The sequence below is a fragment of the Paraburkholderia hayleyella genome (assembly GCF_009455685.1).
In the GTDB taxonomy this organism is placed as follows: Bacteria; Pseudomonadota; Gammaproteobacteria; order Burkholderiales; family Burkholderiaceae; genus Paraburkholderia; species Paraburkholderia hayleyella.
The window spans coordinates 542,901-559,169 of sequence record NZ_QPES01000002.1 but is presented as its reverse complement, the minus strand read 5'-3'; the positions used below and the strand labels follow the sequence as shown (position 1 = coordinate 559,169).

16 protein-coding genes are annotated in these 16,269 nt (G+C 60.0%); 9 read left to right on the top strand and 7 right to left on the bottom strand.

Going from position 1 to position 16,269, the window contains the following annotated elements:
- Nucleotides 1-10: 10 nt before the first annotated feature.
- The 3 genes from GH657_RS16825 to GH657_RS16815 all read left to right on the top strand — a co-directional run bounded on the left by GH657_RS16825 (nucleotide 11) and on the right by GH657_RS16815 (nucleotide 4,039).
- Nucleotides 11-622, top strand: coding sequence for a DUF4126 domain-containing protein (locus tag GH657_RS16825; protein ID WP_153102162.1), 612 nt, complete (start codon nucleotides 11-13; stop codon nucleotides 620-622).
- Nucleotides 623-771: 149 nt separating this feature from the next.
- The gene (locus GH657_RS16820) at nucleotides 772-3,360 is read left to right on the top strand and encodes an ABC transporter permease (protein WP_153102431.1); all 2,589 of its coding nucleotides are present in this window, start codon (nucleotides 772-774) and stop codon (nucleotides 3,358-3,360) included.
- A gap of 49 nt (nucleotides 3,361-3,409) precedes the next feature.
- Nucleotides 3,410-4,039 carry a DUF924 family protein gene (locus GH657_RS16815; protein ID WP_153102161.1) on the top strand — a complete coding sequence of 210 codons (630 nt, stop codon included), beginning with the start codon at nucleotides 3,410-3,412 and terminating at the stop codon, nucleotides 4,037-4,039.
- A 45-nt stretch (nucleotides 4,040-4,084) separates the two neighbouring features.
- Here the strand turns inward: GH657_RS16815 and GH657_RS16810 are convergent, their stop codons facing one another.
- From GH657_RS16810 to GH657_RS16785, 6 genes are all read right to left on the bottom strand, one after another.
- Nucleotides 4,085-4,669 carry an LOG family protein gene (locus GH657_RS16810; protein WP_153102160.1) on the bottom strand — a complete coding sequence of 195 codons (585 nt, stop codon included), beginning with the start codon at nucleotides 4,667-4,669 and terminating at the stop codon, nucleotides 4,085-4,087.
- A complete protein-coding gene (locus GH657_RS16805) occupies nucleotides 4,666-5,421 on the bottom strand; it encodes a TetR/AcrR family transcriptional regulator (RefSeq protein ID WP_153102429.1) in 756 nt (251 codons plus the stop codon). Before GH657_RS16805 ends, GH657_RS16810 begins: the two co-directional genes overlap by 4 nt.
- 209 nt (nucleotides 5,422-5,630) lie before the next feature.
- Nucleotides 5,631-6,158: an RDD family protein gene (locus GH657_RS16800; protein WP_281349418.1), complete on the bottom strand. Its 528-nt coding sequence runs from the start codon at nucleotides 6,156-6,158 to the stop codon at nucleotides 5,631-5,633.
- 6 nt (nucleotides 6,159-6,164) lie between these two features.
- Nucleotides 6,165-6,884 (bottom strand): DUF3106 domain-containing protein, encoded by a 720-nt coding sequence (locus tag GH657_RS16795; protein ID WP_153102159.1) that lies wholly within the window; start codon nucleotides 6,882-6,884, stop codon nucleotides 6,165-6,167.
- Between the two features lie 21 nt (nucleotides 6,885-6,905).
- Complete coding sequence (locus GH657_RS16790; RefSeq protein ID WP_153102158.1) at nucleotides 6,906-7,322, bottom strand: DUF3619 family protein; 417 nt, start codon at nucleotides 7,320-7,322, stop codon at nucleotides 6,906-6,908.
- Nucleotides 7,319-7,882 (bottom strand): RNA polymerase sigma factor, encoded by a 564-nt coding sequence (locus tag GH657_RS16785; RefSeq protein WP_153102157.1) that lies wholly within the window; start codon nucleotides 7,880-7,882, stop codon nucleotides 7,319-7,321. The genes GH657_RS16790 and GH657_RS16785 overlap by 4 nt, the downstream gene beginning before the upstream one ends.
- Nucleotides 7,883-8,204: 322 nt before the next feature.
- On the opposite strand from GH657_RS16785, the gene GH657_RS16780 reads away from it, so the two are divergent.
- From GH657_RS16780 to GH657_RS16755, 6 genes are all read left to right on the top strand, one after another.
- The gene (locus GH657_RS16780) at nucleotides 8,205-10,088 is read left to right on the top strand and encodes an acetolactate synthase 3 catalytic subunit (protein ID WP_425495764.1); all 1,884 of its coding nucleotides are present in this window, start codon (nucleotides 8,205-8,207) and stop codon (nucleotides 10,086-10,088) included.
- 89 nt (nucleotides 10,089-10,177) lie between these two features.
- A complete protein-coding gene (gene ilvN, locus GH657_RS16775) occupies nucleotides 10,178-10,669 on the top strand; it encodes an acetolactate synthase small subunit (RefSeq protein WP_153102155.1) in 492 nt (163 codons plus the stop codon).
- Nucleotides 10,670-10,793: 124 nt separating this feature from the next.
- Nucleotides 10,794-11,810 (top strand): ketol-acid reductoisomerase, encoded by a 1,017-nt coding sequence (gene ilvC, locus GH657_RS16770; protein ID WP_153102154.1) that lies wholly within the window; start codon nucleotides 10,794-10,796, stop codon nucleotides 11,808-11,810.
- 192 nt (nucleotides 11,811-12,002) lie between these two features.
- Entirely contained in the window at nucleotides 12,003-12,641 is a 639-nt protein-coding gene (locus tag GH657_RS16765; RefSeq protein WP_153102153.1) for a phosphatidylserine decarboxylase, read from the top strand.
- 20 nt (nucleotides 12,642-12,661) lie between these two features.
- Complete coding sequence (gene pssA, locus GH657_RS16760) at nucleotides 12,662-13,531, top strand: CDP-diacylglycerol--serine O-phosphatidyltransferase (protein WP_153102152.1); 870 nt, start codon at nucleotides 12,662-12,664, stop codon at nucleotides 13,529-13,531.
- Between the two features lie 365 nt (nucleotides 13,532-13,896).
- Complete coding sequence (locus tag GH657_RS16755; protein WP_153102151.1) at nucleotides 13,897-15,441, top strand: 2-isopropylmalate synthase; 1,545 nt, start codon at nucleotides 13,897-13,899, stop codon at nucleotides 15,439-15,441.
- A 130-nt stretch (nucleotides 15,442-15,571) separates the two neighbouring features.
- On the opposite strand, the gene GH657_RS16750 is transcribed toward GH657_RS16755, so the two are convergent.
- Nucleotides 15,572-16,129, bottom strand: coding sequence for a hypothetical protein (locus tag GH657_RS16750; protein WP_153102150.1), 558 nt, complete (start codon nucleotides 16,127-16,129; stop codon nucleotides 15,572-15,574).
- Between the last annotated feature and the right edge of the window lie 140 nt (nucleotides 16,130-16,269).

Here is a 16,269-nt window from a genome sequence, read left to right as displayed (position 1 = left end):
GGAGGCGGCCATGCTCGAATCTCTCTCTCTTGCCGCAGGTCTTTCCTGGGGTAGCGGTTTGCGTCTTTATCTCACGGTGCTGCTGGCCGGCGGGTTAGAGCGCCTGGGCTGGATCCACTTGCCCGACACGCTTTCCGTGCTGGGCTCGCCCTGGGTGATGGGCACGGCAGCCGTGCTGGGCGCCATTGAGTTTTTTGCCGACAAGATTCCCGCGCTCGATTCATTCTGGGACGCGATTCATACCTTTATCCGGATTCCGGCCGGTGCGGTGCTGGCCGTGGGCGCACTCGGCCACGCCGATCCGGCGCTGCTCACGATAGCCGGGCTGGCGGGCGGTACGCTCGCAGGTACCGCGCATATGGCCAAAGCGGGGACGCGGGCACTGATCAATCTGTCGCCCGAGCCTGTGTCGAACGTTGTGACTTCCACGGCTGAAGACGGTCTGGTTTTTGGCGGCCTGTTGCTGGCGCTCTTTGTGCCCGTGCTGTTTCTGATCTTTCTGCTGGGGTTCTTGCTGCTGGCGGCATGGGCTTTGCCGCGTTTGTGGCGTGGCGTGCAGGGCGGTTTTCGTGCCATGGGGGCCCGCATGGTGTCGCGGCTAGCCAGGAGCCGACACGATTGAGCGCGGAACAAGAGACGAAAGCAGGTAAAAAGGCCAGCGAGGCCGAAGCGATCGGCGCGGTTGCAACGGTTGCAACGGTTGCAACGGTTGCAACGGTTTCGGCGGCGCGCGGTCTCGGCGCGTTGGCGCTACTGCGGCAAGCTGCGCGCATGACGCAGCGCGACTGGCGCGCGGGCGAGCTAACCATGCTGTTGCTGGCGTTGTTGCTCGCGGTGGCGGCGCTTTCCAGCGTGGGATTTCTGGCCGACCGGCTGAATCAAGGGCTCGAGCGCGATGCCCGCCAGATGATCGGCGCGGATTTCATCGTGCAGGCCGATCATCCTGTTCCCGCAGTATTCCGTGACAAGGCACAAGCGCTAGGATTGAGGAGCGCCACCACCGCGATTTTCCCAAGCATGGTGCGCGCGCTGACGCTGCCCGCCCTGGCGGTTCCGTCTTCTTCCGCTTCTTCTGCTTCTTCCGCGGTACAGCCCGCTTCGCAACCATTTTCACAACCGTCTTCACAACCCGCCGCCCAACCGGTTACCCGCCTCGCGGCGCTCAAGGCCGTTTCCCCCGGCTACCCGCTGCGCGGTGCGCTGCGTATTGCGGACGGCCCGAATCTTCCAGATCGTCCCGCGCTGTCCATTCCCGCGCCAGGGACGGTCTGGGCCGATGCCGCGCTGCTCGATGCCTTGAAGCTGCAGGTCGGCGATAAGGTGCAAATCGGCCAGCATGCGTTTACGATTGGCGCGCTCATCACGCGCGAGATGGACCGGGGGTTTGCCTTCGTCAATTTTTCTCCACGTCTGATGCTGCGCGCCGACGATCTGCCTGCGACGGGCCTCATCACCTATGGCAGCCGCGTCACTTACCGGCTGCTGGTTGCGGGCCCAGACCTGGCGCTGGCGCAGTATGCCGCCTGGGCGCATGCCGAGGTGGATGGCGGCAAGCTGCGTGGGGTCGCGCTCGAATCCTTGCAGGACGGCCAGCCGCAAGTGCGCCAGACGCTTGAGCGTGCCCGCCACTTTCTCACGCTAGTCGCGCTGCTGACGGCGCTCCTGGCTTCGGTCGCCATCGCCATGGCCGCGCATCGCTACATGCGGCGTCATCTGGATGGCTGCGCGGTGATGCGCTGTCTTGGCATGAGCCAGGCCGCCTTGCGCACGCTGTTTGCCCTTGAGTTTCTCGCGCTCGGTTTAATCGGCGGCTTGGCGGGGGTGATGCTGGGTTTTGCCGGGCATCTCGTGCTGCTGCGCTGGCTCGGCAGCCTGATTGATGTCGCCTTGCCCGCTGCCCGCCTCTGGCCCGCGCTTCAGGGGGTCGTAACAGGGCTGGTGTTGCTGCTCGGCTTTGCTCTGCCGCCGCTGGTGCCGCTCACGCGTGTTTCGCCGCTGCGGGTGCTGCGCCGCGAGTGGGGCGAGGCAGGGCGGACCGCCTGGCTTGCCTATGGCCTGGGCATTGCGCTATTTGCCGCGCTGCTAGTGCTGGCCGCCGGCGAAATCCGCCTGGGGGGCATTGTCGCCGGTGGGTTTGCCGTGGGCTTGCTGCTCTTTGCGGGCGTGGCGCAGCTGGCGCTCTGGGTGGCGGCGCGTCTGGCACGCAGCCCGCGCCTGCATACCAGTTTCGGCTGGCGCTATGCGCTGGCATCGCTGGAGCGGCGGCGTGGTGCGAGCGCGCTGCAAATTACCGCGCTCGGCATCGGCCTGATGTGCCTGTTATTGATTGCCATGACGCGTAACGATCTGATCGAGGGTTGGCGTCAAGCCTCGCCGCCCGATGCGCCAAACCAGTTTCTGATTGATATCCAGCCTGACCAGCGCGAGGCGCTGACGCGCTATCTGGCTGACCAGGGCGTACCGGGCGTGGTGCTGTCACCGATGGTGCGGGCGCGGCTGGTGGCAATCAACGGCCACGCGGTCAATCCGGATAGTTACAAGACCAGCCAGGCCCGCCGCCTGGTGGACCGCGAATTTAGCCTGTCCTACACCACGCATCTGCCGGACGATAACCGTATCGCTGCCGGAACGTGGTTTGGCACGAATCCGCAAGCGCAGATTTCACTCGAACAGGGTCTGGCGAAAACGCTGGAACTCAAGCTGGGCGACCAGTTGCGTTTCGATGTCGCGGGGCAGACGCTGGAAGCGCCGGTGACCAGCCTGCGCAAGCTCGACTGGGGTTCGTTCAAGGCGAACTTCTTTGTGCTGATGCCACCCGAGGTGCTGCAGGCGTATCCGGCGACATTCATGAGCGCGTTTCATTTGCCCGCGAGGCAGCGCGCCACGATCGACAGGCTGATCGACACCTGGCCGAACCTCACCGCGATCGACACGGCACCGATTCTCACGCAGGTGCAGCAGATGCTGGCGCAGGTGATTGGCGCGGTGCAGTTCCTGTTTGTCTTCACGCTCGCGGCGGGCCTGCTGGTGCTGTATGCCGCGCTCGCCGGAAGCCGTGACGAGCGCATGCGCGAATCCGCCTTGTTGCGGGCGCTGGGGGCCTCGCATCGCCAGGTACGGGCGGTGCAGGTTGCGGAATTCATCGCGGTGGGCGCATTGGCCGGGCTGCTGGCCGCGCTCGGGGCGCAGGCCATTGGCTGGGTGCTGGCCACTTACGTGTTCGATTTTCACCTGGCGTTCAACCTGTGGCTGCTGCCGGTGGGCATGGCCGCGGGTGTCGGCTGCGCGGGGCTGGGTGGCTGGCTGAGCTTGCGTCATGTGCTGCGGCGTTCGGCCTGGCGCTCGTTGCGCGAGGGGTAAGGCGCGATGGGGTGGGGTGTTTGAGATTGCAACGGGAGGTGAGCGCGAAATGAAACAACGCTTGATGGACTACCGCACGGAGGCCGATTACGCTGCCCTCGATGTGCGTGCGAAAGCGGTTCTCGATTGCTGGTTTGGCGCGCCGGATTCAGCGGACTATGGCCAGCGCCGTAAGGCCTGGTTCGCCCGCGATGACGCTTTCGATGCGATGCTGCGCGAGCGCTTTGGCGCGCTGATCGAAGCGGGCCGCGCGGGGGCGCTGGATGCATGGTGCGCCACGCCGCTGGGGACGCTGGCGTTGATCATTGTGCTCGACCAGTTCTCGCGCAATTGCCATCGCGGCACGCCGCACGCGTTTTCGGCTGATCCGAAAGCACTGGAGATCGCCCGCGATCTGGTGGCGAGCGGCGCCGACCGGTGCTTGCCGAGCGCGCATCACCGCGCGTTTGCGTATCTGCCGTTTGAACACGATGAAACCCTGGCCAGCCAGCGCGAAGCGCTGCGCTTGTTCAAGGCGCTCGAAGCCGAGCCCGGTGGTGAAGGCTATTACGCATTTGCGTTGCAGCACGCGGTGATCGTCGAGCGCTTTGGACGCTTCCCGCATCGCAATGCGGTGCTGTCGCGCCCATCGACCGAAGAAGAAAGCGCGTTTTTGCGTGAACCGGGTTCGTCGTTTTGACGGAGGGGTTGGGTTTTTGCCGCGATGCGGATTTTCAGGCCGTGCTCACATCGCTTGACGATGCGCGCTCCGTTGATCGGGGGCGGGTGGCTGATAGCGCTGCAACCTGTCGAGCAGCGCGAGCGGCTCGTGTTCGATGACCAGCGTGTCGAGCCAGGCTTGCTGCATGAAGCCTTCGCGCACTGTGTGCTGTAACAGCGCCAGCAGCGGGTCGTAAAAGCCATCGAGGTTGAGCAGCGCGACGGGCTTGTGGTGATAGCCGAGTTTGGCCCACGTAAAAGCTTCAAATAGCTCTTCGAGGGTTCCGACGCCGCCCGGCATGGCGACGAACGCATCGGACAAATCCGCCATTTTCTTTTTGCGCTGGTGCATGTCCGGCACGATCAGCAACTCGGAGAGGCCGGTGTGCGCGACTTCCCGGCTGACGAGCAATTCGGGAATCACGCCTGTCGCATGGCCGCCGTGGGCCAACGCGGCATCGGCCAGCACGCCCATCAGGCCGACCTTGCCGCCGCCAAAAACCAGCCCGATGCCGGCTTGCGCCAGCGCCTGACCCAAGCCGCGCGCCGCATCGGCATACAGCGGGCGTGCTCCGGTGGCGGAGCCGCAATATACACAGACTGATTTCATGAACGAAGCACCTTGCTGGCAGGACGTGGCGAAGCGCTGTTCTGCGTCTTGCTGGTGTTGTTTTCACGCGGTGGCAGGTAATCGGCATACTCGCGCCGGGGCAGCTTGCCCGAGACCAGATCGTCGAAGAGCTGGCGCGAGCAGCCGCGCAAATATGGCGCCATCAACGAGATGATCTGCATGCTGACCTGATGCAGCTCAGCGCGAATGGTTTCGGGTTCGTTGTATTTGCGCGGATTCATGACGAACTGATAGGACAGCCAATAAGTAGCAATGACGCCGATGTTGGTGGAGATTACCTGAATTTCAGCGGGTGTGGCTTCCATTTCGTTGTCGGCCATTAACTGCTCGCAGAACTGTCTGGCAAACCGGACCTTATGGCTGATGATCTGCTTGAACTGTGTTTCGAGGGTGCGGTTGCGCGCGAGCAGGTCATTCAGATCGCGGTACAGAAAGCGGTAGCGCCAGGTGAACTCGACCATGTATTGCAGATAGGCCCACATTTCGTCGATGGTGGCGCGCCGTCCTTCGGGAAAACGCAGGCGCTTGCCGATCTCCTGCTCGAACTGGCTGAAGATGCTGTTGATGATGTCGTCTTTATTGCGGAAGTGGTAATACAGGTTGCCCGGACTGATTTCCATTTCTTCGGCAATGGTCGTCGTGGTGACGTTGGGTTCACCGATTTCATTGAACAGTTTCAATGACAGTTCGAGAATCCGTTCACGAGTGCGGCGGGGAGGTTTGGCTTCCATGTCATCCGGTTCTGGTGGCATCGGCTGAATACACTGCGGCAGGTTGCGGCGCGAGTCATCCGGAGCGGTAAGTATTTTTGAGATTATCGTCTAATTATAAGCCGATGATCGCTGGACTTCGCCAGAATAATCTGTTCCGGGTTGTGGCGATTGCTTCAGCAAGCGCGGCAAAAGGAGTGGGAGTGCCGTTGCGAAAGGGGCTGTGCGATTTAGCGCGGCAGCAAGACGATGCGTGTTCTGGCCAGGCGATCGTGCAGAAACTGCTTGTCGGGGCCGATGCAGGCTGTAGCGGCCCAACTGGCGAACCATCCGGCGCTCACTGCCAGGGTATGGGAGAGGTCGAGTCCGAAGAGCGGATGCAGCGCCAGCGGCGGCAAGAACCAGAGCCAGGCCAGCGCGTAGCGCAGCAGGGCGCGAGGAGCTGACAGCGGTCGGCCCGCGGCGCTTAGCACGCGCAGCCGCCAGGTTTTCATCGGCAAGGTTTGGCCGCCATGGCTCCAGCACCAGACGAAATAAACTCCGACCACAAGACCAATCCATCCTGCGAGCAGGTTGCGGTGCGTCAGGCCATCGCGTTGCTGCGTCAGTGTGCTGAAAAGGTAGCCGGCAAGAAACACAATGCCAAACAGAATCACGCCTTCGTACATCAGGGCGGCGAGCCGTCGGCGAAGCGTTGGCGTGGGCAGCGCGTCAAGTGATGCTGAAACGGGCGAAGACGCAGAGTGCGAGGTAGGCACGGCGCGTCAGGAGCCGTTATAGAGCGAAGGGGCCTCGGAGGGCGACACGGGGATGGGGGCCGGAGCAGAACTGTTGCTGGCTGCGAGCGCCGCCGCGGCCGCCGCCGCGCTCGCAGCAGAGGCACTCGCGTTTGCGGCATGCTGGCGCGCATTGACCAGACGGTCGATATCCCGAAGCTCGGGTTTGCCGCTGGGCGGCGCGCTGACAATGGTCGGACGGCGTTTGCGCTCGAGCGCGGCCAGCCGTTCTTTTTGTGCTTCGGGGAGTTCCTGATAAGCCTTCCACGCGTTCTGGCGGTCGGCGCGCGGTAACTCTTTCGCGGCTTGGTAATTTTCGCGCGCCACACGATGTTGCTCAGGTGACATGCGAATCCATTCGGTCATTCGGGCATGCAGTCTTTTTTGTGCTTCGGAGCTCATCTTCGGGTAACGCGAGGCGATTTTCAACCATTTGCGTTTGCGCTCGGTGCTGAAGCTATCCCATTGCGCAGCAAAAGGGGCCAGTGCCAGATGTTCCGCGGCGCTCAGGCGCGCCCATGACAGCGGGTTGCTGCCTGGCAGGTCCGGAAGCGCGGCCACCAGCGAGGGCGTGGTGGCTACGGCAGCGGTACCGGTTGCTGCGGCCTTTGGGCTGTCGGGATAAAAGCGGGGAAAGGTTGCGGCAAACGCCACAATTGCCGCGATTGCACATCCAAAAACAATGGCAAGGCTGCGCTTGTAGCTCACCGGGTCATTCCTTTGCTTTGATTAGCGTTGGTGCGACAGATACGCGTTGAAGCCGTGATCAAGATAGGCGTTGAGCGGCAAATCGTCGCTCAGCATGGCGGCGTCAATGTCTGCGAGTTCGGCGCTGCGTTGCTGGTCTTCCCAATAGGCGATGCTGACGAGGCCCAGCACCAGCGCGACGAGCGGCCAGGCGAGCGCGAGGCGGCGCAGCGGCGACGGACGGTGTTGCGGGCGCGTGAACTGCGCGCCTGACGTTGCCAGGGCAGGGACGAACGAAGGGGCGCAAACGGTTTCGGGTTTTTTGCGGGCGACAGCCAGATGACGGGCGGCCGCGAGCCGGCTGAGCGTGGCAGGCGCAAGGCGGGTGGCGCTTTCATCAAGGGCGCGGCGTACCTGCCGGGAAAATTCAAGTTCTTTTGTTTCGGGAGAGGGGCTCATAGCGTGATTCCTTTGGCCTTGAGCGTGTGCGCCAGCGTGTGGGTGGCCCGCGAACAGTGTGTTTTGACACTTCCTTCGGAACAGCCCATCGCGGCGGCAGTCTCGGCGACATCCATATCTTCCCAGTAACGCATGAGAAACGCCTCCCGTTGACGTACCGGTAACTTTTGAATCTCGTCGTCGATCAGTTGTAAAACCTGCTCGCGCTCGAGCTGTTGCTCACTGCTTTCGGCGCCGCGCGTGCCCGCCTGGGTTTCGAATGTTTCCAGCAGATCGAATTCATCATCTTCGGAGTGGCCGAACGATGAAAAAAGGCTCACCCATGTATTGCGTACTTTCTGCCGACGAAAATAATCGTGCATCGTATTTTGCAAGATACGCTGAAATACGGGCGGTAATTCAGCGGCAGGCCGGTCGCCATATTTTTCGGCGAGTTTGATCATCGCGTCTTGCACGATATCGAGCGCGGCGTCGTTATCCCTTACGGCATAAACGGCCTGCTTGAACGCGCGCCTTTCGACGCCTGCCAGAAAATCAGCGAGTTCTTTGTCTGATGCCATCCAATGGGCGGCGCAGCGAGCGTGCGCGGAGTGGGTCGTAAGCAGGTCGCAAAAGAGCCGAAACGGTTTTGCAACACATTTCTCAAATCCGAATCGAGAAAATCAGGGAAGTCCATAAAACGAGGCGGATGCTAACAAATTTTCATACAAACCGGTGCTGGCTCGCATCAGACGGGATTAATCGAAGCACGAACTGTTGCATTGCGGAAAATTTTCTTGACCGCCTGAAGCGCAGCGGATATCGTCTTTGGTTCGCAACATAAGTGCTTTGTCTCAATTGAGGTGCAGCCCACAAAGCTCACCTTTGAACTGGACGCGCCGCTTGAACCTGGGTCATAAGCCTGGTAGAGAGCACCCAATCAATTTTTTGCCGAAAATTCGAAAGGTAAAGATGAATCTCCCTAGCGCGGAATTTCCCATGGCGGAAACTGCTTCCTCATCCTCATCCTCCCAGTCTTTCCAGGCTTCACCTGCAAACGGTTCGAGCGCTGGTTCGAGCGATTCAATCGGCGCCACTGTGCTCATGAAGGCACTGGCTGACGAAGACGTCGAATTCATCTGGGGCTATCCTGGCGGCTCGGTTCTGTATATCTACGACGAGCTTTACAAGCAGGACAAATTCCAGCACATCCTGGTCCGGCACGAACAGGCGGCGGTTCATGCCGCCGATGCCTATGCCCGCTCTACCGGCAAGGTCGGCGTGTGTCTCGTGACCTCTGGGCCTGGCGTGACCAATGCGGTCACCGGCATTGCCACGGCATATATGGATTCGATTCCGATGGTCGTGATCAGCGGCCAGGTGCCGACTGCCGCGATCGGTCAGGATGCGTTCCAGGAGTGCGATACGGTGGGCATTACACGTCCGTGCGTGAAGCACAATTTCCTGGTCAAGGACGTGCGTGAGCTGGCGGCCACCGTCAAAAAAGCGTTTTATATCGCCCGTACCGGCCGTCCTGGCCCGGTATTGATCGACATCCCCAAAGACGTTTCCAAAAAGCCGTGCGAATACGAGCCGGTGCACAGTGTGTCGCTGCGCTCCTATAACCCGGTGACCAAAGGCCATTCGGGGCAGATTCGCAAGGCGGTTGCGTTGCTGCTGTCGGCGAAACGGCCTTATATCTACACCGGCGGCGGCATTATTCTGGCTGACGCCTCGCGCGAGTTAAACCAGTTCGCCGATCTGCTGGGCTATCCGGTCACCAATACGCTGATGGGCCTGGGCGGCTATCGCGCGAGCGACAAAAAATTCCTCGGCATGCTCGGCATGCACGGCACCTATGAAGCCAATATGGCGATGCAGCATTGCGATGTGCTGATCGCCATCGGTGCGCGCTTTGATGACCGCGTGATTGGCGACCCTGCGCACTTTGCTTCCCGGCCACGCAAGATCATTCATGTTGATATTGATCCTTCGTCTATTTCCAAGCGCGTGAAGGTCGATATTCCGATCGTCGGCGACGTGAAAGAAGTGCTCAAGGAACTGATCGAGCAGCTGCAGGGTGCCAAGCCAGGCCCGGACACCGCGGCGCTTGCGCAATGGTGGCAAGAAATCGAAACCTGGCGCGCGAAAGACTGCCTGAAGTACGACCGCGAAAGCGAGATCATCAAGCCGCAACATGTGGTCGAAAAACTCTGGGAGCTGACGGGTGGCAACGCGTTTGTCTGCTCGGACGTGGGCCAGCACCAGATGTGGGCGGCGCAGTTTTACCGTTTCGATCAGCCGCGCCGCTGGATCAACTCGGGTGGCCTCGGCACGATGGGTTTTGGCTTGCCCGCCGCGATGGGCGTGAAGATGGCGCATCCGGACGACGAGGTGGTTTGCATCACGGGCGAAGGCTCGATCCAGATGTGTATTCAGGAACTATCCACCTGCAAGCAGTACGACACGCCGGTCAAGATCATCTCGCTGAACAACCGCTATCTGGGCATGGTGCGCCAGTGGCAGCAGATCGAATACAGCAAACGCTATTCCCATTCGTATATGGATGCGCTGCCGGATTTCGTGAAGCTGGCTGAAGCCTATGGTCACGTTGGCATGCGTATCGAAAAAAGCGCGGATGTCGAACCGGCACTGAAAGAAGCGCTGCGCCTGAAAGATCGCACCGTGTTTCTCGATTTCCAGACCGATCCGACCGAAAACGTCTGGCCAATGGTTCAGGCTGGCAAGGGCATCACGGAGATGCTCCTCGGCTCGGAAGATCTATAGCGCGTCCGCCGCGTTCTGGCTGAAAACGTCAGACGTGCGCGGTACAACGGCGCATACATCGATACATCGACATCTGGACTGGAATACCCATGAGACATATTATTTCCGTTTTGCTGGAAAACGAGCCGGGCGCGCTATCGCGCGTGGTGGGTCTTTTTTCGGCGCGCGGCTACAACATTGAAACCTTGACGGTGGCGCCGACCGAAGACCATTCGCTGTCGCGCATGACCATCGTGTCTATTGGCTCGGACGACGTGATCGAACAGATCACGAAACATCTGAATCGCCTGATCGAGGTGGTAAAAGTGGTTGACCTGACCGAAGGCGCCCACATCGAACGCGAGCTGATGCTGATCAAGGTAAGGGCGGTTGGCAAGGAGCGCGAAGAGATGAAGCGGATGTCGGATATTTTCCGCGGCCGCATCATCGACGTCACCGAAAAAACCTACACCATCGAGTTAACGGGAGCAAGCAACAAGCTGGATGCCTTTATCGAAGGGCTCGACGCGGCGGCGATTCTCGAAACGGTCCGCACGGGCAGTTCGGGTATCGGACGGGGCGAGCGCATTTTGAAGGTGTAGTGCCCTTATCAAACCTGTCACTTGCCGCAGCGGGGGATCCGTTTGGGCCGGTAGACCGGTAGACCGGTGGTCCGGTAATTTTTTCGCACGATTTAAATTTTATTGATTACCTGAAGGAATAAACATGAAAGTTTTCTACGACAAGGACGCCGACCTTTCCCTCATCAAAGGCAAGCAGGTCACGATCATCGGTTACGGTTCGCAAGGCCACGCGCACGCGCTGAACCTGAAAGACAGCGGTGTGAATGTCACAGTGGGCTTGCGCAAAAACGGCGCCTCATGGAGCAAGGCTGCAAATGCGGGCTTGCAGGTCAAGGAAGTGGCTGAGGCGGTGAAGAGCGCTGATATCGTGATGATGCTGTTGCCCGACGAGCAGATTGCCGAGGTTTACAAAAACGAGGTACACGCGAATATCAAGCAGGGTGCAACGCTTGCGTTCGCACACGGCTTTAACGTGCATTACGGTCAGGTCGTGCCGCGCGCGGATCTCGACGTCATCATGATCGCGCCGAAGGCGCCGGGTCACACGGTGCGTGGCACGTATTCGCAAGGTGGCGGCGTGCCGCACCTGATCGCCGTGGCACAGGACAAGTCGGGCGCTGCACGCGACATCGCGCTGTCCTACGCGACCGCCAACGGCGGTGGCCGTGCGGGCATCATCGAAACCAATTTCCGCGAAGAAACCGAAACCGACCTGTTCGGCGAACAGGCCGTGTTGTGTGGCGGTACGGTCGATCTGATCAAGGCCGGGTTCGAAACGCTGGTGGAAGCCGGTTATGCCCCTGAAATGGCGTACTTCGAATGCCTGCATGAAATGAAGCTGATTGTCGATCTGATTTATGAAGGCGGTATCGCCAACATGAACTATTCGATTTCGAATAACGCGGAATACGGCGAATACGTCACGGGCCCGCGCATCATCACTGACGAAACCAAAAAAGTGATGAAGGATGTACTGAAAGACATTCAAACAGGCGAGTACGCCAAGAGCTTTATTCTTGAAAACCGCGCGGGCGCGCCGACCTTGCAGTCGCGCCGTCGCCTTACAGCTGAACACCAGATCGAGCAGGTTGGCTCGAAACTGCGTGCGATGATGCCGTGGATTGCGAAAAACAAGCTGGTTGACCAGTCGAAGAACTAAGCGTCGCCAGGTGGTGTGGCAGTGGCAGCGGTTGTCTGCCCGGCGCGACCCGATGGCTCACGGGTCACGCTGCTCACTGCTGCTTTTGCCGCCGGATTACGCTGATGGACGCGAGGAAGCCGTCCAGGTGCGCTTAAGCCCTGGACGGCTTTTGTTATCCTGTGGGTTTTATAAAAAAGACTGAAACTATCCATGAATTATCCTCATCCGATCATCGCGCGTGAAGGCTGGCCGTTCATCGCTATTGCCGCTGTTGTCGCTTTGCTGGTTCATGCTGTCGCGGGGTTTGGCGTGGCATGGCTGTTCTGGTTGCTGCTGGCATTTGTGGTCCAGTTTTTTCGTGATCCACCCCGCCCCATTCCTTCCCAGGCGAACGCCGTCCTCAGCCCTGCCGATGGCCGCATCGTTGCCGTCGAAACCAGCCACGATCCTTATGCAAACCGTGAAGCACTCAAGATCAGCGTGTTCATGAATGTCTTCAATGTGCATTCGCAGCGTTCGCCGGTGGATGGCGCGATTTCGAAGGTGGAATATTTTCCCGGTGCGTATCTGAATGCGGCGGTTGACAAAGCCTCGCTCGAAAACGAGCGCAATGCGGTCGTCATTGAGATGGCGGATGGCACGACCGTCACGTCGGTGCAGATCGCCGGGCTGATTGCTCGCCGGATCCTGTGTTATGTGCGCTCGGGCGAGCCGCTGACACGTGGACAGCGTTATGGCTTTATCCGTTTTGGCTCGCGCGTCGATGTCTATTTGCCTGTGGGCAGCCGTCCGCGGGTCTCGATTGGCGAGAAGGTTTCCGCTTCGTCCACCATTCTTGCTGAACTGTAAAGCGGCACAAGGAGGTTTCGATGGCCGCACTCAAACCGCGTCGTCCCCGTAATAGCCGCACGCCCTTGCCACGGCCGTTTCGGCGTAACCAGCCGATGGTGCAAGAGCCGGGAGCAGAAAGCCGCCGGGCGGCGCGGCAGCAGCTTTTGCGCAAACGTGGCATTTATTTGCTGCCGAATGCATTTACGACTGCCGCGTTATTTTGTGGCTTCTTCGCTGTGGTTCAGGCGATGAACGTGCGCTTTGAGATGGCGGCGATAGCGATTTTCGTCGCCATGGTGCTCGATGGCATGGATGGCCGGGTGGCACGCATGACCAACACCCAAAGCGCGTTTGGCGAACAGTTCGACAGCTTGTCGGACATGGTGTCGTTTGGCGTTGCGCCCGCGCTGGTGATGTACGAGTGGATTCTGAAAGACCTCGGCCGTTGGGGCTGGCTGGCGGCGTTTGTCTACTGTTCGGGCGCGGCGCTTCGGCTGGCACGCTTCAATACCAATATTGGCGTGGTCGACAAGCGTTTCTTCCAGGGGATGCCGAGCCCTGCGGCGGCGGCGTTGATCGCGGGTTTTGTCTGGCTGGCGACCGATAACCGGGTGCCGCTCAAGCTGGTATGGCTGCCGTGGGTGGCTTTTGCCTTGACGGTCTACGCGGGTGTCACGATGGTCTCGAATGCGCCGTTTTATAGTGGCAAGGCGCTCGATGTCCGCCATCGCGTGCCGTTTGCGACGATTTTGCTGGTGGTGGTGGCCTTCGTGCTGGTGTCGTCCGATCCTCCGCTGATGCTGTTTGGTCTTTTTGTGCTGTATGGTTTTTCCGGCTATGTTTTCTGGGGCTACCAGGCCGTGCGCGGGCGTGCCAATCCAGCGCGCTCGGCTGAGCGGCCTTCCTGAAATCGCGTTCAAGTCACACCTGGCTGGCACATTGCAACGCAGCGCTAACGGCTTTCCGGCGGGCACGGCTTGAAGCTCGCCGCAGCGCTTGCATACCCCCTCGCGCGCACTAATTGCGCGTTTGATGGAATGTCGCTATAGTCGCCGACATGTTTATTTTCAAGCCCCCCCTCCTTTCGCTTCTAGCTGGTGCGCTGCTATGCGCGCTAGCCCTGGCGCGCCTACCGCGCTAACCGTTTCGCCCCCCGTCTGCCTCGTTCGTTTTGTGTGGCGTCGCCAGCGGTGGCGCAAACACCCGAATGCCCTGTTTTGATCCCCTCGTTATTCAATATTCAATTACTGGTTAATCCCCTCAGGAGCCCGAGATGGCAGACAAACTGATCATATTCGACACGACATTGCGCGATGGTGAGCAATCCCCCGGCGCATCCATGACAAAAGACGAAAAAATCCGGATTGCACGGCAGCTCGAAAGGCTGAAAGTCGATGTGATCGAAGCCGGTTTTGCAGCGAGTTCGAATGGCGATTTCGATGCCATTCACACGATTGCCTCGATGATCAAGGATAGCCGCCTGTGTTCTCTCGCGCGGGCCAATGACAAGGATATCCAGCGCGCGGCCGACGCGCTCAAGCCCGCCGGGCAGTTCCGGATTCATACGTTCATTGCCACCTCGGCGCTGCATATGGAAAAGAAGCTGCGCATGACACCGGAGCAGGTTCTGGAGCAGGCTAAGCTGGCCGTGCGTTTCGCCCGTAAATTCACCGACGATATCGAGTTTTCTCCTGAAGATGGTAGCCGTTCGGACATGGATTTCCTGTGCCGGGTGCTGGAAGGGGTGATCGCCGAGGGCGCGACCACGATCAACATTACCGATACCGTTGGCTATGGCGTGCCAGAGCTGTACGGCAATCTGGTGAAAACCTTGCGTGAGCGCGTTCCGAATTCGGATAAGGCCGTGTTCTCGGTGCATTGCCACAATGATCTGGGCATGGCCGTGGCCAATTCGCTGGCAGGGGTGCAAATCGGCGGGGCGCGCCAGGTCGAATGCACGATCAATGGCCTGGGTGAGCGTGCTGGCAATACCTCGCTCGAAGAAATCGTCATGGCTGTGAAGACGCGCAAGGATTACTACGGCCTCGATCTCGGCGTCGACACGACGCAGATCGTGCCGGCATCCAAGCTTGTGTCGCAAATCACGGGGTTTGTGGTGCAGCCGAACAAGGCGGTGGTGGGCGCGAATGCTTTTGCACACGCTTCGGGCATCCACCAGGACGGTGTGCTGAAGGCGCGTGACACCTACGAAATCATGCGTGCCGAAGACGTGGGCTGGAGCGCCAACAAGATCGTGCTGGGCAAACTGTCGGGCCGCAATGCGTTCCGCCAGCGCTTGCAGGAGTTGGGCATTGCGCTTGAAAGCGAGGCGGAACTCAATGCCGCTTTTGGCCGCTTCAAGGAGCTGGCCGATCGCAAGGCGGAAATTTTCGACGAAGACATTCTGTCGATCGTTTCAGAAGAGTCCGTCGAAGCGCAGGAGCGTGAGCATTACAAGTTTGTTTCGCTGGCGCAGCATTCCGAAACCGGTGAGCAGCCGCACGCTCGTGTGGTTTTCTCGGTTGAAGGCAAGGAAGTGACCGGTGAAGGGCGTGGCAATGGTCCGGTCGACGCGACGCTCAATGCTATTGAATCGGAAGTCGGAAGTGGCTCGGAACTGCTGCTGTATTCGGTGAATGCGATCACGACCGGTACGGAGGCGCAAGGCGAGGTGACCGTGCGCTTGTCGAAGAGTGGCCGCATCGTCAATGGCGTGGGGACGGATCCGGATATCGTGGCCGCGTCGGCGAAGGCTTATTTGTCGGCGCTGAACCGGCTGCATTCGCATGCGGACAGGCTGAACCCACAACGGGCCTGACCGGTGTGTGGCGCGGCAAGACGCAGCGCCACAGGCTCTCTTTCATGCAACGAAGCCCCATGCTGAATGCAGCATGGGGCTTCGTGTTGTTTACCGCGGGGAATGCGCAAACGGATGCAAGGGCGATGAATTAAAACAGCCCGGGGTGATCCGGATCATGCAGCGGATCGGGCGTTTTCTGCGTGAGGCGCAGTATGCCCTGATCGTCGAAATAGAAGTTATACATCAGGTACCAGACGTTGTCTTCGAGATAACGGTAGGTCCAGACTTCGCGCTTCATTAAAGGGAAGTACGAGGTTTCGACAGGGCGGCCAAAATTGACCAGCACGTCATCGCGCGTCCATTTACCGATTTCGGCGCGATAGAACTCGCTGGGTTGCAGCACCTGACGCACGTTCAGGATTTTGCCGGAGGCGTCGACATCTGCCGCGGTGGTGGTTTCACCCATGGGTTGGGTGGGCCACATCAGGCGCTTGCCGCCGTTCGGCAGATCATAGGTTTCGCGCGGGGCACCAAGCGAGGCGATGATCGTCGACTGATCCATGCCCGGCTGAAATTTTTGCCATGGCTGGGCGCAGCCCGCAAGAGCGAGCGCCCCCAGGCAGGCTAATGCGAGGCGGCGAACAGGCTCGCGTGGCAGGACAAGTGCGATGCGTGACGCAAGCACCGATGAGAGACGGGTCAGCATGAGTGGCTCCGATAGCAGTTAAGACAAGTAGGGTTGGACTCGCTCGCCATTTTGACATGCGCGATTCGGTGTGGGCTGATTGCGCTTGATCGGCTCGCGTGCGCGGGCCCGTTGTTCAGGCCTGCTGGAGCCCGCACGGA

Bases quoted from the DNA above. Each gene is read 5' to 3' on its own strand.
- GH657_RS16825 (WP_153102162.1), top strand. From the start codon at position 11: ATGCTCGAATCTCTCTCTCTTGCCGCAGGTCTTTCCTGGGGTAGCGGT.
- GH657_RS16820 (WP_153102431.1), top strand. From the start codon at position 772: ATGACGCAGCGCGACTGGCGCGCGGGCGAGCTAACCATGCTGTTGCTG.
- GH657_RS16815 (WP_153102161.1), top strand. From the start codon at position 3,410: ATGAAACAACGCTTGATGGACTACCGCACGGAGGCCGATTACGCTGCC.
- GH657_RS16810 (WP_153102160.1), bottom strand. From the start codon at position 4,669: ATGAAATCAGTCTGTGTATATTGCGGCTCCGCCACCGGAGCACGCCCG.
- GH657_RS16805 (WP_153102429.1), bottom strand. From the start codon at position 5,421: ATGGAAGCCAAACCTCCCCGCCGCACTCGTGAACGGATTCTCGAACTG.
- GH657_RS16790 (WP_153102158.1), bottom strand. From the start codon at position 7,322: ATGAGCCCCTCTCCCGAAACAAAAGAACTTGAATTTTCCCGGCAGGTA.
- GH657_RS16785 (WP_153102157.1), bottom strand. From the start codon at position 7,882: ATGGCATCAGACAAAGAACTCGCTGATTTTCTGGCAGGCGTCGAAAGG.
- ilvN (WP_153102155.1), top strand. From the start codon at position 10,178: ATGAGACATATTATTTCCGTTTTGCTGGAAAACGAGCCGGGCGCGCTA.
- ilvC (WP_153102154.1), top strand. From the start codon at position 10,794: ATGAAAGTTTTCTACGACAAGGACGCCGACCTTTCCCTCATCAAAGGC.
- GH657_RS16765 (WP_153102153.1), top strand. From the start codon at position 12,003: ATGAATTATCCTCATCCGATCATCGCGCGTGAAGGCTGGCCGTTCATC.
- pssA (WP_153102152.1), top strand. From the start codon at position 12,662: ATGGCCGCACTCAAACCGCGTCGTCCCCGTAATAGCCGCACGCCCTTG.
- GH657_RS16755 (WP_153102151.1), top strand. From the start codon at position 13,897: ATGGCAGACAAACTGATCATATTCGACACGACATTGCGCGATGGTGAG.
- GH657_RS16750 (WP_153102150.1), bottom strand. From the start codon at position 16,129: ATGCTGACCCGTCTCTCATCGGTGCTTGCGTCACGCATCGCACTTGTC.